Source organism: Streptomyces sp. NPDC048278 (assembly GCF_040652195.1).
GTDB lineage: Bacteria > Actinomycetota > Actinomycetes > Streptomycetales > Streptomycetaceae > Streptomyces.
Window position 1 is genome coordinate 212,703 of record NZ_JBEZLP010000014.1, and the last position, 15,419, is coordinate 228,121.

General features: G+C 70.5%; 15 protein-coding genes. 10 read left to right on the forward strand and 5 right to left on the reverse strand.

Features of this window, described 5'->3' with window-relative positions; all coding sequences use genetic code 11:
• Positions 1-9: 9 nt before the first annotated feature.
• Positions 10-1,068, forward strand: a complete 1,059-nt coding sequence (locus tag AB0D74_RS25195; RefSeq protein WP_362591099.1) for a thaumatin family protein — start codon at positions 10-12, stop codon at positions 1,066-1,068.
• Positions 1,069-1,188: 120 nt separating this feature from the next.
• Positions 1,189-2,049, forward strand: a complete 861-nt coding sequence (locus tag AB0D74_RS25200) for an alpha/beta hydrolase (protein WP_362591102.1) — start codon at positions 1,189-1,191, stop codon at positions 2,047-2,049.
• A gap of 65 nt (positions 2,050-2,114) precedes the next feature.
• Here AB0D74_RS25200 and AB0D74_RS25205 read toward each other — a convergent pair whose 3' ends face one another.
• The gene (locus AB0D74_RS25205; RefSeq protein ID WP_362591105.1) at positions 2,115-2,648 is read right to left on the reverse strand and encodes a YbhB/YbcL family Raf kinase inhibitor-like protein; all 534 of its coding nucleotides are present in this window, start codon (positions 2,646-2,648) and stop codon (positions 2,115-2,117) included.
• 184 nt (positions 2,649-2,832) lie between these two features.
• On the opposite strand from AB0D74_RS25205, the gene AB0D74_RS25210 reads away from it, so the two are divergent.
• Positions 2,833-3,528, forward strand: coding sequence for a type 1 glutamine amidotransferase domain-containing protein (locus AB0D74_RS25210; RefSeq protein WP_362591108.1), 696 nt, complete (start codon positions 2,833-2,835; stop codon positions 3,526-3,528).
• 32 nt (positions 3,529-3,560) lie between these two features.
• Here AB0D74_RS25210 and AB0D74_RS25215 read toward each other — a convergent pair whose 3' ends face one another.
• Positions 3,561-4,766, reverse strand: a complete 1,206-nt coding sequence (locus AB0D74_RS25215; RefSeq protein WP_362591111.1) for an NAD(P)-dependent alcohol dehydrogenase — start codon at positions 4,764-4,766, stop codon at positions 3,561-3,563.
• Positions 4,767-4,797: 31 nt separating this feature from the next.
• Entirely contained in the window at positions 4,798-5,274 is a 477-nt protein-coding gene (locus tag AB0D74_RS25220; protein ID WP_362591114.1) for a hypothetical protein, read from the reverse strand.
• A 113-nt stretch (positions 5,275-5,387) separates the two neighbouring features.
• Between AB0D74_RS25220 and AB0D74_RS25225 the strand changes: the two genes are divergently transcribed.
• From AB0D74_RS25225 to AB0D74_RS25235, 3 genes are all read left to right on the forward strand, one after another.
• Complete coding sequence (locus AB0D74_RS25225; protein WP_362591117.1) at positions 5,388-5,720, forward strand: YnfA family protein; 333 nt, start codon at positions 5,388-5,390, stop codon at positions 5,718-5,720.
• A 112-nt stretch (positions 5,721-5,832) separates the two neighbouring features.
• Positions 5,833-6,591 carry an SDR family NAD(P)-dependent oxidoreductase gene (locus AB0D74_RS25230; protein WP_362591120.1) on the forward strand — a complete coding sequence of 253 codons (759 nt, stop codon included), beginning with the start codon at positions 5,833-5,835 and terminating at the stop codon, positions 6,589-6,591.
• Positions 6,591-6,758 carry a hypothetical protein gene (locus AB0D74_RS25235; RefSeq protein WP_362591123.1) on the forward strand — a complete coding sequence of 56 codons (168 nt, stop codon included), beginning with the start codon at positions 6,591-6,593 and terminating at the stop codon, positions 6,756-6,758. Before AB0D74_RS25230 ends, AB0D74_RS25235 begins: the two co-directional genes overlap by 1 nt.
• A 12-nt stretch (positions 6,759-6,770) precedes the next feature.
• On the opposite strand, the gene AB0D74_RS25240 is transcribed toward AB0D74_RS25235, so the two are convergent.
• Complete coding sequence (locus AB0D74_RS25240) at positions 6,771-7,964, reverse strand: RtcB family protein (protein WP_362591126.1); 1,194 nt, start codon at positions 7,962-7,964, stop codon at positions 6,771-6,773.
• Positions 7,965-8,191: 227 nt separating this feature from the next.
• On the opposite strand from AB0D74_RS25240, the gene AB0D74_RS25245 reads away from it, so the two are divergent.
• From AB0D74_RS25245 to AB0D74_RS25255, 3 genes are all read left to right on the forward strand, one after another.
• Positions 8,192-9,046, forward strand: a complete 855-nt coding sequence (locus AB0D74_RS25245; RefSeq protein WP_362591129.1) for a DUF3558 domain-containing protein — start codon at positions 8,192-8,194, stop codon at positions 9,044-9,046.
• Positions 9,047-9,178: 132 nt separating this feature from the next.
• Entirely contained in the window at positions 9,179-10,072 is an 894-nt protein-coding gene (locus tag AB0D74_RS25250; protein ID WP_362591132.1) for a DUF3558 domain-containing protein, read from the forward strand.
• A gap of 99 nt (positions 10,073-10,171) precedes the next feature.
• Positions 10,172-11,518, forward strand: a complete 1,347-nt coding sequence (locus AB0D74_RS25255) for a DUF2637 domain-containing protein (protein ID WP_362591135.1) — start codon at positions 10,172-10,174, stop codon at positions 11,516-11,518.
• 88 nt (positions 11,519-11,606) lie between these two features.
• Here the strand turns inward: AB0D74_RS25255 and lysS are convergent, their stop codons facing one another.
• Positions 11,607-13,370, reverse strand: a complete 1,764-nt coding sequence (gene lysS, locus AB0D74_RS25260) for a lysine--tRNA ligase (protein WP_362591138.1) — start codon at positions 13,368-13,370, stop codon at positions 11,607-11,609.
• A 277-nt stretch (positions 13,371-13,647) separates the two neighbouring features.
• Between lysS and argS the strand changes: the two genes are divergently transcribed.
• On the forward strand, positions 13,648-15,405 hold the full coding sequence (argS, locus tag AB0D74_RS25265; RefSeq protein ID WP_362591141.1) for an arginine--tRNA ligase: 1,758 nt from the start codon (positions 13,648-13,650) through the stop codon (positions 15,403-15,405).
• Positions 15,406-15,419 lie beyond the last annotated feature (14 nt).

Here is a 15,419-nt window from a genome sequence, read left to right on the forward strand (position 1 = left end):
GGCATCAGGATGGCACGAGGACGCAGGAGACACGGCGCGCGACCACCGCGACGCCGCTGGTGGTACGCCGGCACGGCCGCCCTCGCGACGACCGCCGCGGTCATCGTCACCTACGGCATGGGGACACCGTCCGGCACGCCCACCGCGAACCCGGACCGGCAGACGGCCGCGGCCCTCCCGTCCGCGCCGTCCGGCACCCCGCTCGCCCCCTCGCCGAACCCCAGCGCCTCCCCGTCCCCCTCGGCCTCGGCCTCGGCGAGCGCCAGGACCCCGGCGCCAGCACCGGCATCCGCATCCGCATCCGCATCCGCGAAGACCACGCGCGAACCGACGACCGCCGCGTCCCGCCGTGCCGCCGAGGCCGCGCCGCCCACCACGGCGCCCGCCGGCAGACGTCTGATCACCGTCGTCAACAAGACCCCTAAGACGGTGTGGGCGGTCGTCACCAACACCTCCGTCTACCCGGCGGGCCGCAGGCTCGCCCCCGGCCAGAGCCTCTCCGTGACCGTCGCGAACAACTGGGGCGGCCGCATCTGGGGCCGTACCGGCTGCACCGACGGCACGGCGGCCGGACCCTGTTCCTCCGGCGACTGCACCAGCGTCTGCAACGGCGGCAACCCGCCCACCACCCTCGGCGAGTTCACCTTCGACGCGTACGCGGGCATGGACTTCTACGACGTGAGCATGGTCGACGGCTCCAACCTGCCGATGTACATCAACGTCTCCCACACCACGACCACCGACCCGGTCAGCGCCACCGGCTGCTACCAGGGCACCTGCACCACGGAGGTCGACTGCCCCAAGGCCATGCAGGCCCTCTCCGGCGGCCGGCAGATCGGCTGCAAGCCGCCCTGCGCGGCGTTCGGCGGCGACACCTACTGCTGCCGCGGGGCCTGGGCGGGCCGCGACAACTGCGTCCCCTCGAAGTGGCCGGTCGACTACACCCGGGTCTTCAAGCGGGCCGCACCCTACGCCTACTCCTACGCCTTCGACGACGGCGCGACCATGCCCTGCAAGGGCGCCTGCTACTACCGGGTGACCTTCGGGACGACGGCCGGCTCCACCTGAGCGGGACCGACGGCGCGGTCACCCCTTCACCCGGACGGCCCGCGCTCGGGGGACACGCCGACGGCTCTCCTCGACGCTGGAATCCCGGGCGTCGCCGACGCCTCGCACCGAAGGACCAGCATGCGAATACCGCGCGCGTCCCGCCGTACCTTCAACGCCGTCCGCTGGGGGGCCGCCCTCCTGGCACTCTCGGGAACCACCGCCGTCCTCGCCCCCACGGCGGCCCGGGCCGGCGGCCCGAGCGGCGATCCCGGCCGGGAGAAGCCCACCATCGTGCTCGTGCACGGCGCCTTCGCCGACGCGTCGAGCTGGAACGGCGTCGTACAGCGGCTCCAGCAGAACGGCTACACGGTGGCCGCACCGCCCAACCTGCTCCGCGGGATCCCCGAGGACTCGACCTACCTCGCGAGCTTCCTGAAGTCGATCACCGGGCCGATCGTCCTGGTCGGCCACTCCTACGGCGGCGAGGTGATCTCCCAGGCCGCCGTGGGCAACGACAACGTCAAGGCCCTCGTGTACATCAACGCGATCATGCCCGACACCGGGGAGTCGTTCGCCGGCCTCTCCGCGAAGTTCGCGCCCGCCCCGCTCACCAAGGCGCTCAAGCAGGTGCCGTTCCGCAACGGCGCCCGCGCCGCCGGCACGGACGTGTACGTGCAGCCGGCCCTCCTGCGCCGGGTCTTCGCCGCGGACCTGCCCGCGAGCCAGACGGCCGTCCTGGCGGCCACCCAGCGCCCGATCGCGCTGTCGGCGTTCACGGACAAGGCGACCGGCGCCGCCTGGCGGAACAAGCCCGTGTACGTCCTCGTCGGCAGGCAGGACAAGGCGATCAACCCGGACCTGGAACGCTTCGAGGCGAAACGCGCCAACGCCCGGAAGACGGTGGAGATCGACTCCTCGCACGTCTCCCTCGTCTCCCACCCGCAGGCGGTCAAGGACCTGATCGTCGAAGCCGCCGAGGACTACACCTGGAAGAAATAGGGCGCCCGCGCCCGGTGCGCCGCCACGCCTGACACCCCCTACGCGGCCCACGCGGCCTGTGCGGCCTACGCGGCCCGCTCGAAGGTGCCGTACATCGTCGCCCGCGCGATCGCGTGGCTGAACAGCAGGAAGTCGAGGTAGGCGGGGGTCGTCGACTCCGACACCTCCAGTTCCTCCGCGTCCACGGCGTGCACCACGAGGAAGTAGCGGTCGGGGCCGTTGCCCGGCGGGGTCGCCGGACCGAGGTATCTCCGGTACCCGGCGTCGTTGGCCAGCGTCACCGCCGCGCCGGGCAGCTGCCTGCCGTCTCCCGCCCCGGCCGGAAGGCCGGTCACGGAGGCGGGCAGGTTGGCCACGGCCCAGTGCCAGAACCCCGAGGCGGTGGGCACGTCAGGATCGAACATCGCCACCGTGAAACTCCGCGTCTCCTCGGGGAAACCGGACCAGCTCAGCTGCGGCGAGACGTCCGCCCCGCCGGCCCCGAGAATGCCGCTCACCTGCTCAAGGGCCAGTTCCCCGCCATGGGCCACGGATTCCGAGGCCACCGAAAAGACCCTGATCGACGGCAGGAAATCATAAGGACCATAGGGTTTGATCATGGCAATCCCTCGACCCGCCATCCCTCGACCCGCCGGAAAAACACCCCCACAAGAATACCCGTAACGCGAACGACCGGCGCATTTCCCGCCCGGCGGCCCCGAGTTGCGGCCTCCGGAACACCCGCCAAGACTTGATGGGCGCATTTGAACGAATCCCCGAATTCGTGTCCCGGAGGAGCGTCCCATGGCCAAGATCCTGTGTGTACTGACCGGCGCGAGTTACTGGACCCTCAAGGACGGGCACCGGCATCCCACCGGCTACTGGGCCGAGGAGTTCGTGGCTCCCTACCGCGTGTTCACCGAAGCCGGACACGAGGTCACCGTGGCGACCCCGCACGGCGTCGTACCCGTCGTGGACACGATGAGCCTGCGGCCCCGCATGGCGGGCGGCGAGGAGAACTCCCTCCGGGAGGAAGCCGTCATCGAGGAGGCGGAGGCGCTGCGGTACGCGATCCCCCTCACGGAGATCCGCCTGGAGGACTACGACGCGGTCTACTACCCCGGCGGCCACGGCCCGATGGAGGACCTCTCCACCGACGCGGACTCCGGCGCGCTGCTGCGCGAGGCGCTCGCGTCCGGCCGTCCGCTCGGCATCGTCTGCCACGCCCCGGCCGCCATTCTCGCCACCCGTGACGCGAACGGCGACACGCCCTTCGCCAACTACCGGCTGACGGGCTTCTGCAACGAGGAGGAGGCCGGGGTCGGATTCGCCGACAAGGCCAAGTGGCTGCTGGAGGACGAGCTGCGGAAGCTGCCCGCCGAGTATTCGCGGGGCCCTGCCTGGGAGCCGTACACGGTCGTCGACCGCAACCTCTTCACCGGGCAGAACCCCGCGTCCTCGGGCCCGCTCGCCCAGGAACTCGTCGAGGCACTCGCCTGACCTGGAGGTGACGGAAAGGACCTGGAAGTGATCTAGAAGACGATGACCTGACGCCCGACGACGTCCCCCCGGCCCAGGGCGTCCAGGTTCTCGTTGATGTCCTCCAGGGCCACCTTGGTCACGTTGTGCCTGACCAGGCCGGCCTCGGCGAGCGAGAGCACCTCGACGAGGTCCAGGTGGTTGCCCCAGAACGAGCCGAGGTAGGACAGCTCGGTGCCGACGAACGGGAACTGCCGGTGCTCGACGCGCTGGCTCATCAGACCGACGGCCGCCAATGCCCCCTCGGGGCCCAGCAGGTCGAAGCCCATGGAGATGGACGGCTCGCTGCCGACGCAGTCCAGGATCGCGTCGATCGTCCGGCGCCCGGTCAGCCGCTCCAGTTCGTCCTGGATGGCCTCCGTGGACTTGTTCCGCACGTTGATCCCGTGGTCCGCGCCGTTCTCCCGCGCCACCTCCAGCTTGCTGTCCGTCCGCGCCAGCGCCACCACGGTCGCACCGCCGCCGAGCAGCTTCGCGTACTGGATCGCGTAGCTGCCCAGCCCGCCGATGCCGGTGACCGCGACGGTCCGGCCGGGGCCGAGCTTGCCTGCGTCGCGGAGCTTGCGCATGCCCCGGTACGGGGTCATGCCCGCGTCGGTCATCGGGGCGAGGAGCTCCGGCGCCCGCGCGGCCTCCTCCGAGACCGGGATCGCGTGGCGGCACTCCACGGCCATGTACTCGGCGAAACCGCCCGGCGGACCGAAGCCCACCCACCGGCCGTCACCGCTGCACAGCTGTTCGTTGCCCTCCCGGCACTGCCGGCACGTGCCGTCCCCCCAGCTGGGGTTGACGACGACCATGTCGCCCTCCGAGTAGCCCACCGTCGCGGGCACCTCGCCGCCGAGCCCGGCCACCCGGCCGGTGACCTCGTGACCGGGGATGTAGGGCAGGTCGACCGGGAACGGTCCCTCGAAGTAACCGTTGAGAAGCTGGTAGTCGCTCCGGCACATGCCGGTCGCGGCGACCTTCAGGAGTATCTCGTCCGGCCTCGGCTCGGGCACCGGGACCTCTTCGATCCGCAGGGGCTCCTTGTATCCGTGCATCCGGGCTGCCTGCATCATCTGCTGCGTCATGGGCGTCTCGCTCTCGCCGACCGGCGGAAGGGCGGCCGGCGGCTGCGACGCGGGCAGGAAACGGGTCCCGGCGCCGGTCACCACGGCCGCCGCTTCGGACCCCACCATGGTCGCGCGCCCGCCCATGCCACGCATCCGCAACTGCCGCACCCTCGGCTCAGAACGCGTACGGGTCCCCCGTCGCCAGCACCAGCACCCGCTGCCGGTCATTCGTACGGTCCTGGTCCACCGCGCCCCCGCCCCACGCCACGTCCACCGCCAGCGTCACCTCCGCCGGCCGCTCCCGCAGCCGTACCGGCACCACCAGCTGCTCGCCGGGCACCTCGACCGCGAGCGGCCCGGTGTCGCACACCACCTCCCGGTCACCGGTGCGCGTGCACCCGGCCGGCAGCTGCTGCGCGTCCGCCAGCGGCGCCGACGAGGTCAGCCGCACACTGGCCCCGGTCACCCCGTCCGGCCCGTGGTTGCGCGGGGTCACCCTGACCTCCACCAGGTCCCCGCTCAGCACCGCGGCCCCGTGCACCTCCAGATCGGCGCTCCCGGCCCAGGCGTTACCGCCGCCGCCCACGACCAGCACACCCACCGCCACCGCCACCGCACCGGCCACCGCCGGCCCACCACGACGCTTCGCCATGCCACCCGTCCCGTCCGTCCGTCGGTTCGCACTCGTACGGATGTATGCCACCGGGGCCCCGCCGCAGGCGCCCCCCATCAGGTGACACCCGCCGCGCGTGGCACGCTGCACGCATGCTGATCCTCCGCTCCGCCGCCCTGTTCGTCGTCGCCGCGTTCTTCGAGATCGGCGGCGCCTGGCTGGTCTGGCAGGGCGTGCGCGAACACCGCGGCTGGCTCTGGATCGCCGGCGGCATCCTCTCCCTCGGCGCCTACGGCTTCGTCGCCACCTTCCAGCCCGACGCCCACTTCGGCCGCATCCTCGCGGCCTACGGCGGCATCTTCGTCGCCGGCTCACTCCTCTGGGGCGCCGTCGCCGACGGCTACCGCCCGGACCGCTGGGACCTCACGGGCGCGGCGATCTGCCTCGCGGGAATGGCCGTGATCATGTGGGCCCCCAGAAACTGAGGCGAGGGCAGTTCCCCACCGGCCCTCAGCCGCCGAACCACCGAAACCGCCCCCCACCTATCCTTGGCACGAACAGGCCCGCACACGTACACCCCGCTGAGGAGCACACCCCATGGCCCCGTCCCGCATCGCGGTAGTCACCGGCGCCAGCAGCGGCATCGGCGCCGCCACCGCCCGCAGGCTCGCCGAGGCCGGCTACCGCGTCGTCCTCACCGCCCGCCGGGAGGACCGCATCGAGGCCCTGGCCAAGGAGATCAACGACGCGGGCCACCAGGCCACCGCCTACCCCCTCGACGTGACGGACCGCGCGGCGGTCGACGAGTTCGCGACGGCCTTCAAGTCGGTCTCCGTCCTCGTCAACAACGCCGGCGGAGCGCTCGGCGCCGACCCGGTCGCCACCGGCGACCCGGCCGACTGGCGCACGATGTACGAGACGAACGTCATCGGGACCCTGAACCTCACCCAGGCCCTGCTCCCCAGGCTGGAGGCGAGCGGCGACGGCACGGTGGTCGTGGTCTCCTCCACCGCCGGCCACGGCACCTACGAGGGCGGCGCCGGCTACGTCGCCGCCAAGCACGGCGCCCACGTCCTCGCCGAGACCCTCCGCCTGGAGATCGTCGGCAGGCCGGTCCGGGTCATCGAGATCGCCCCCGGCATGGTCAGGACCGACGAGTTCGCCCTGACCCGCTTCGGCGGCGACGAGGAGAAGGCCGCCAAGGTCTACCAGGGCGTCGCCGAACCCCTCACCGCGGACGACGTCGCCGACACCATCACCTGGACGGTGACCCGCCCCAGCCACGTCAACATCGACCTCCTCGTCGTCCGCCCCCGCGCCCAGGCCTCCAACACCAAGGTCCACCGGGAACTGTGATGCCGGACGAGGACCCGGCACAGGCCCTGGAAAAAGACCTGGAAAACGCCCGCCTGAAGCAGGAGACCAAAAACGAACGCCAGGTCTGGTACTTCCTGGCCTACTTCCTCTTCGGCATCCACTTCATCGCCTTCATCATGATCTACGCGGTCCGCCACGCGAAGTGACGGACCGCGCGGTCACCCCTTGACGCAGACGACCTGCTTGAGCTTCGCGACAACCTCCACGAGGTCCCGCTGCTGGTCGATGACCTGGTCGATCGACTTGTAAGCGCCCGGGATCTCGTCCACGACACCGGAGTCCTTGCGGCACTCCACGCCCCGGGTCTGCTCCTCCAGGTCCCGGGTCGAGAACCGGCGCTTGGCCGCGTTGCGGCTCATCCGCCGGCCGGCGCCGTGCGAGGCCGAGTTGAAGGACAGCGGGTTGCCGAGGCCCTTCACGATGTACGAACCGGTGCCCATGGATCCCGGGATGATCCCGAACTCCCCGCTCCCCGCCCGGATTGCGCCCTTGCGGGTGACCAGCAGGTCCATCCCGTCGTAGCGCTCCTCGGCGACGTAGTTGTGGTGGGCGCTGATCTCCGGCTCGAAGGACGGCTTGGCCTTCTTGAACTCCTTACGGATCACGTCCTTCAGGAGCGCCATCATCAGCGTGCGGTTGTGCTTCGCGTACTCCTGCGCCCAGAAGAGGTCGTTGCGGTACGCCGCCATCTGCGGGGTGTCCGCGACGAAGACGGCGAGGTCGCGGTCGACGAGGCCCTGGTTGTGCGGGAGCTTCTGGGCCACGCCGATGTGGTGTTCGGCGAGTTCCTTACCGATGTTCCGGGAACCGGAGTGCAGCATCAGCCACACCGCTCCGGTCGTGTCCGTGCACACCTCGACGAAGTGGTTGCCCGATCCGAGCGTCCCCATCTGCTGATGCGCACGCTCCTCGCGGAACTTGACCGCCTCCGCGACCCCGTCGAACCGCCCCCAGAACTCACCCCAGCCGGCCGCGGCCAGCCCGTGGAAGTCGTCCGGCTCGACCGGATCGGTGTGCATCCCCCGCCCCACCGGAATCGCCTGCTCGATCTTCGAGCGCAGTCGGGACAGGTCACCCGGGAGGTCGTTGGCCGTCAGGGACGTCTTCACCGCGGACATCCCGCAGCCGATGTCGACCCCCACCGCCGCCGGGCACACCGCGCCCTGCATGGCGATGACCGACCCGACCGTCGCGCCCTTGCCGTAGTGGACGTCCGGCATGACCGCGAGGCCCTTGATCCACGGCAGGGTCGCGACGTTGCGCAGCTGCTGGAGCGCGACGTCCTCGACGGTCGCCGGGTCGGTCCACATCCGGATCGGTACCTTCGCGCCCGGCATCTCCACGTACGACATAACTTCCCCATTCCCCCGCGAACGGCACATCAAAAAGGACAAACAGCTTAAATTCAGCAAAACGCAAATGCGGCGCCATAGGTCCGGAAACCAGACAGGGGACCGGCGTTCACAGCAGTGCGTGCGATAGACATTGTCTCCAGGGGGCGCCCCGCTGCGGCAAGCGATTAACCAGCGGGGACACTGGAGCAGGACCCAGCGGACCAGTGAACGGAAGGAGCCTGACCGTGCAGCGGAAGGCGTACGTAACCGGCATCGCCGCTCTTCTCGCGGTCCTGCTGGCCGGCTGCACGAGCGGTTCCAGCGGTGGCGACGACGCGAGCGACAAGAACGCGGACACCAGCACCTCCACCGTCGCCGCCCAGCCCGGCAAGTACCGCACCCTCCCGGAGGCCTGCGGCGCGGTCGCTCACGGCACCCTCGACTCCCTGCTTCCGGGCATCGCCCAGATCACCGACACGGAGCAGCGCGACAAGGCGTACGCGGGCGAGGCGGCGCTCACCTACGACACCGACCGCAAGGTCGGCTGCCACTGGAAGATCGAGTCCACCGACGCCACGGACCGGCTGTCCGTCGACTTCGAGCGCGTGGTGTCGTACGACAACGCGGTCAGCGACGACACCGAGGCGCAGACGATCTACACGCAGCTGGAGTCGGCGGCCGACATCCCGGAGCCCACGTCCCCGACCCCGACCGACACGGAGTCGCCGTCGGCAACGGCGTCGACATCGGCGTCGGACTCCCCCTCGCCGTCCGCGTCCACGTCGTCCACCGGGTCCGCGGACCCGTCCGCCCCGGGCTCCGGGTCCGCGTCCGCGTCGTCCTCGACCACCCCGGCCGCTCTCCAGCCGCGCACCCTCGCCGATCTCGGTGACGAGGCGTATCTCGACGATCAGCTCAGCGGCTCCGGTTCGACGGCCGAACAGCGGACGGTGACTGTGGTGTTCCGCACGTCCAACGTCGTCGTGACCATCGTGTACGAGGAGCAGCCGATGGCCACCGGGACGGTGCCGGACAGCAAGGAAATGCAGGACAGGGCGCAGAATCTGGCCGCGCAACTGGCCGAGGCGCTCAACGGCTGAGGCCGTCGGCACACCCTCCGCACCCCGTCCGCAAAGGGTGCGAACCAGAACCGCACAGCTCCCTCACCGCGTACCGTGGCCCCTCGGACCCGATCCGACCGCAGGAACCCCGAACGTATGAGTGAAGGAACCATGCAGCGAGTAGCAGTCCAGTCAGACGACCAGCGCGCCCGGAACGGGCGGAACGCACAGCGACGGGCAGGGCGCCTGCGCCGCGGCCTGGTCTGCGCGGCCGTCGTCCCCGCCGTGGCGCTGTTCGCGACGGCCTGCTCCTCGGACTCGGACGCGGCGGCCCAGGGGACGGGCAGCGGCTCGAACTCGGCGGTCGGGTCGACCGGTTCCGGTGACTCGACGGCCGCTTCGCCGACCGTCCAGGCGGCGAAGTACGCGAAGCTGCCGGAGCCGTGTGCGGTGCTGTCGAAGAAGACGCTCACCTCGCTCGTGCCGAAGGGTGTGAAGTCGGGCAAGGAGGGCACGTCGGACGACGTGGCGACGCGGGGCAGCTGCTCGTGGAGCAGCCTGGACAGCAACGGTGTGAAGGGCTCGCAGTTCCGCTGGCTCAACATCTCCTTCCTGCGGTTCGACTCGGACGCCGGCCGTGGTACGGGGGAGAAGCAGGCCGAGGCGTACTACGCGAGCCAGGTGCAGGGTGCGCAGTCGGTGTCGGGGGCGAAGAACACGAAGACGGTGCCCGTGTCCGGGGCCGGTGACCAGGCGACGGCCGTGCGCTACGACCTGAAGAAGAAGGAAGGCGCGTTCAAGCAGCAGACGGTCGTGGCCCGGGTCGCGAACGTCGTCGTCACCCTCGACTACAACGGCGCGGGTCTGGCGGGTGCGAAGGCGCCGGACGCGGACACGCTGACGAAGGTGGCGGAGAAGGCTGCCGCGGAGGCGGTGGCGTCGGTGGCGACGGCCAACGGGTCTGGTTCCGCTCCGAGTTCACCTGCGGCGACGCCCTCGAAGGAGGCCTCCGAGTCGGCCTCGCCGTCCGCGTCGCCCTCCAAGTCGTCAGCCAAGAAGAGCTGACCGGCCATACGTGCGCCGCACTGATGTGCCACCCTGTTGCGCGCAACAACACGCAAGGGGAGGGGAGTACCGGTGGCCGCGCCAATGCAGCTGACTCGGATGCACCGCGTTCTCATCGGCGTGGTCGTGACCGGCGCGATGATCATCGCCGGCATCGGCTTCGCCGGCTCGTACGCGGCCGTCCGTGAGCTGGCCATCAAGAAGGGTTTCGGGAACTTCGCCTATGTGTTCCCGATCGGCATCGACGCGGGCATCTGCGTCCTGCTCGCCCTTGACCTGCTGCTGACCTGGATCCGCATCCCCTTCCCGCTGCTGCGGCAGACGGCCTGGCTGCTGACCATCGCGACGATCGCCTTCAACGGCGCGGCGGCCTGGCCGGACCCGCTGGGTGTGGGCATGCACGCGGTGATCCCGATCCTGTTCGTGGTGGCCGTCGAGGCGGCCCGGCACGCGATCGGGCGGATCGCCGACATCACGGCGGACAAGCACATGGAGGGGGTGCGCCTGACCCGCTGGCTGCTCTCCCCGGTGCCGACGTTCCTGCTGTGGCGGCGGATGAAGCTGTGGGAGCTACGCTCCTACGACCAGGTGATCAAGCTGGAGCAGGAACGTCTCGTCTATCAGGCGAGGCTCCGCTCGCGCTTCGGCCGGGCCTGGCGCAGGAAGGCGCCCGTGGAGTCCCTGATGCCGCTGCGGCTGGCCAAGTACGGCGTTCCGCTGGCGAACACGGCTCCGGACGGCCTGGCGGCGGCGGGCATCGACCTCCCGGCACTTCTGCCGGCGGCGCCGGATGCCGTGGCGGTGGGCGGTCGTGGCGGCCCCGAGGCGGTGCCGGCCGGCGAGCAGCGTCCGGTGCTGATCCCCGGTCCCCGGGCCGAGCAGCCGGAGTTCCCGCAGCAGGCGGTGCCGGAGTCCGAGCCGGAGGTCAATCCCTGGCTTCAGTCCAGGGACCCCCAGCAGATCGACTACCAGGGCGGCTACGACCCGACGTACGACCCCCGGTACGCCGCCTGGCTGGCGCAACAGCAGCAGTACCAGCAGGAGCGGTACCAGCAGGAGCAGTACCGGCAACAGCAGTACCAGCAGGAGCAGTTCGCACAGGAACAGTTCCCGCAGGAGCCGTACCAGCAGGAGCAGCAGCCGCTGCCCGCGGAATCCGCTTCGGAGACCACCGGCAGCTTCCCCATCCCGTCCGGTCCGGGCCGCACCCGTGAGCTGGGCGAGGGCGGCGGGCCTCCGGAGCCCCCGGCTCCGTCGGAGGAGGACTACTACCTGGTCTTCCGCGAGTCGATAAAGAGCGGCAACGGAGCTCCCACCCCGCGCGGTTTCATCGCCGATGTCGAGGCGACCTACGGCGTCGCCCTCGACGAGGCCGAGTCCAAGCGCATGGTGACCCGCTTCTCCAACCGTCTCAACGCCGAGCTGGCGGACGAGCACATCGCCTGACGGACGCGCAGAAGGCACACAGCAGGAACGCGGCAGGAAAACGGAAGGGGCCCTCCGGAGAACCGGAGGGCCCCTTCCGTGCGTCGGACTACTCGCCGAGCAGCAGCCGTACCCGCTCCTGTCCCACCGCGAGCAGCAGGGTGGGCAGCCGGGGCCCGGTGTCCCGCCCGACCAGCAGGTGGTACAGCAGGGCGAAGAACGTCCGCTGGGCCGTCTTGATCTCCGGCGGCAGCTCCTTGGGCGTGGCGTCGGCGGAGAACCCGGCCTGGACCTTGGGCACGCCGTAGACGAGGTGGGTGAGCCCGTCCAGCGACCAGTGCTCGGCGAGTCCGTCGAGCAGGAGTCGTACCGACTGCTGGGAGGCCTCGTCGAGGGACTTCAGCAGTTCGGCGTCGGGCTCGCCGCGGACGACGGTGCGCTGGTCGGCCGGCACCTGGGTGTTGATCCAGGCCTCGGCCTTGTCGTACCGCGGCCGGGCCTCGTCCACCGAGCCGAGCGGGCTCTCCGGGTCCAGCTCCTTGAGGATGCGCAGTGCCTGGTCCTCGTGGCCGGCGGTGATGTCGGCGACGGAGGCGAGGGTCCGGTACGGCAGCGGGCGCGGTGTCCGGGGCAGCTCGCCGCCGGCCGTACGGACGGCACGCGAGTGCGCGGCGATGTCGCCGGGCAGCGCGGACCCGTCCGCGACCTTGCCGTCGAGCTTGTCCCACTCGTCGTAGAGCCGCTGGATCTCCTGGTCGAAGGCGATCTTGAAGGACTGGTTGGGGCGGCGCCGGGCGTAGAGCCAGCGCAGGATCTGCGGCTCCATGATCTTCAGCGCGTCGGCAGGGGTGGGCACCCCGCCCCGGGACGAGGACATCTTGGCCATGCCGCTGATGCCCACGAAGGCGTACATGGGTCCGATGGGCTGCTCGCCCCCGAAGATCCCGACGATCTGTCCGCCGACCTGGAAGCTGGATCCCGGCGAGGAGTGGTCGACGCCGCTGGGCTCGAAGATCACGCCCTCGTAGGCCCACCGCATGGGCCAGTCGACCTTCCAGACCAGCTTGCCGCGGTTGAACTCGCTGAGCCGGACGGTCTCGGCGAACCCGCACTCGGTGCAGGTGTAGGTCAGCTCGGTGGTGTCGTCGTCGTACGCCGTGACGGTGGTGAGGTCCTTGCCGCAGCCCCCGCAGTACGGCTTGTACGGGAAGTACCCGGCGGAGCCGGCGGATCCGTCGTCCTCGCCGGCCGCGCCCGAGCCCTCCTCGGCCTCCAGCTCGGCCTCGTCGACGGCCTTCTGCTGCTGCTTCGCGGGGGCCTTCTTGGTCCGGTACTGGTCGAGGATCGCGTCGATGTCCCCGCGGTGCTTCATGGCGTGCAGGACCTGCTCGCGGTACACGCCGGAGGTGTACTGGACGGTCTGGCTGATCCCGTCGAACTCCACGCCCAGCTCGGCCAGCGACTCGACCATGGCGGCCTTGAAGTGCTCGGCCCAGTTCGGGAACGCGGAGCCCTTCGGCGCGGGCACGGAGGTCAGCGGCTTGCCGATGTGCTCGGCCCAGCTCTCGTCGACCCCGGCGATACCGGCGGGCACCTTGCGGTACCGGTCGTAGTCGTCCCAGGAGATCAGGTGCCGGACCCGGTACCCGCGGCGCCGCACCTCGTCGGCGACCAGGTGCGGGGTCATGACCTCGCGCAGGTTGCCGAGGTGGATCGGCCCGGACGGCGAGAGCCCGGACGCGACGACGACCACCGGAGCGGTAGCGACTGATGTCACTGCGCCCGGGGCCCGACGCTCCGACTCCTCGATGACCTCATCCGCGAAACGGGAGACCCAGTCGGTGGTCTCGGTGCTCTGAGCCACGATCGGCACGTCCTTCTTTCTGGCACGGAACAACCGGTACGGTCGCACGGCTGACCGCTCCATTCTCCCAGGCACCCCCACATCCACGAAAACGGGTTCCCGAGCTGTATCCGATCGGCGGCGCAGCCGCCGTCTGGGGGCGCGGGGAACTGCGCGGCCAGCCCCCACACACCCGCACCCGGCAGCGCACCGCGCCACCCCACCCCGTGGCCGCAAAAACCCCTTTACCCCCCGTGAAATACTGGACCCGTCTACCGAACCCCACGAGGAGAACGGCTCCCACCCCATGGCCCCGGTATCGCCCCTCAGCGCCTCCGTCAACCAGCAGCTCACGAACGCCCTCTCGGCCACCCTGCCGGAGGCCTCCGTGGACCCCCTGCTGCGACGCAGCGACCGGGCGGACTACCAGGCGAACGGCATCCTCGCCGCCGCCAAGAAGGCCAAGGCGAACCCGCGGGAGCTGGCGACGCAGGTCGTCTCCCACCTCACCACCGGCGCGGACCTGATCCAGGACGTCGAGGTCTCCGGCCCCGGCTTCCTGAACATCACCCTCTCCGACCGGGCGATCACCGCGAACCTGGCCGCCCGGTACGCGGACGGCGACCGGCTCGGCGTCCCCGCGAAGACGGACCCGGGCCTCACGGTCATCGACTACGCCCAGCCGAACGTGGCGAAGGAGATGCACGTCGGGCACCTGCGCTCCGCGGTGATCGGCGACGCCCTGCGCGGCATGCTCGACTTCACCGGCGAGCGGACGGTCGGCCGGCACCACATCGGCGACTGGGGCACCCAGTTCGGCATGCTCATCCAGTACCTGATCGAGAACCCGGACCAGCTGTCCGCGGAGACCGACACGGACGGCGAGCAGGCCATGTCGAACCTGAACCGGGTCTACAAGGCGTCCCGGGCGGTCTTCGACGCGGACGAGGAGTTCAAGGAGCGGGCGCGCAAGCGGGTCGTCGCCCTCCAGTCCGGCGACAAGGAGACCCTGGACCTGTGGCAGCGGTTCGTGGACGAGTCGAAGGTCTACTTCTACTCGGTCTTCGAGAAGCTCGACATGGAGGTCAGGGACGACGAGATCGTCGGCGAGTCGGCGTACAACGACGGCATGCCCGAGACCGCACGGATCCTGGAGGAGACGGGCGTCGCGGTCCGCTCCGAGGGCGCACTGGTCGTCTTCTTCGACGACATCCGGGGCAAGGACGACCAGCCGGTCCCGCTGATCGTGCAGAAGGCGGACGGCGGCTTCGGCTACGCGGCCTCCGACCTGACGGCGATCCGCAACCGGGTCCGGGACCTGCACGCCACGTCCCTGATCTACGTCGTGGACGTCCGCCAGTCGCTGCACTTCAAGATGGTCTTCGAGACGGCACGGCGGGCGGGCTGGCTCACCGACGACGTCACCGCGCACAACATGGGCTACGGCACGGTGCTGGGCGCGGACGGCAAGCCCTTCAAGACGCGTGCGGGTGAGACCGTACGGCTGGAGGACCTGCTGGACGAGGCCGTGCAGCGGGCCGCCGAGGTGGTCCGGGAGAAGGCGCAGGACCTGACCGAGGACGAGATCCAGGAGCGGGCCCAGCAGGTCGGCATCGGTGCCGTGAAGTACGCGGACCTGTCGACGTCGCCGAACCGGGACTACAAGTTCGACCTGGACCAGATGGTCTCGCTGAACGGCGACACCTCCGTGTACCTCCAGTACGCGTACGCCCGGATCCGGTCGATCCTGCGCAAGGCCGGCGAGGTCCGGCCCGCCGCCCACCCGGAGCTGGAACTGCACGCGACGGAGCGGGCGTTGGGCCTGCACCTGGACGCGTTCGGGGACACGGTCTTCGAGGCGGCGGCGGAGTACGCCCCGCACAAGCTGGCGGCGTACCTGTACCAGCTGGCGTCCCTGTACACGTCCTTCTACGACAAGTGCCCGGTCCTGAAGGCCGAGACCCCGGAGCAGGTGGAGAACCGCCTCCTGCTCTGCGACATCACGGCCCGCACCCTGCACCAGGGCATGGCCCTGCTGGGCATCAGGACGCCCGAGCGGCTCTGACGCCGTCACCGGCC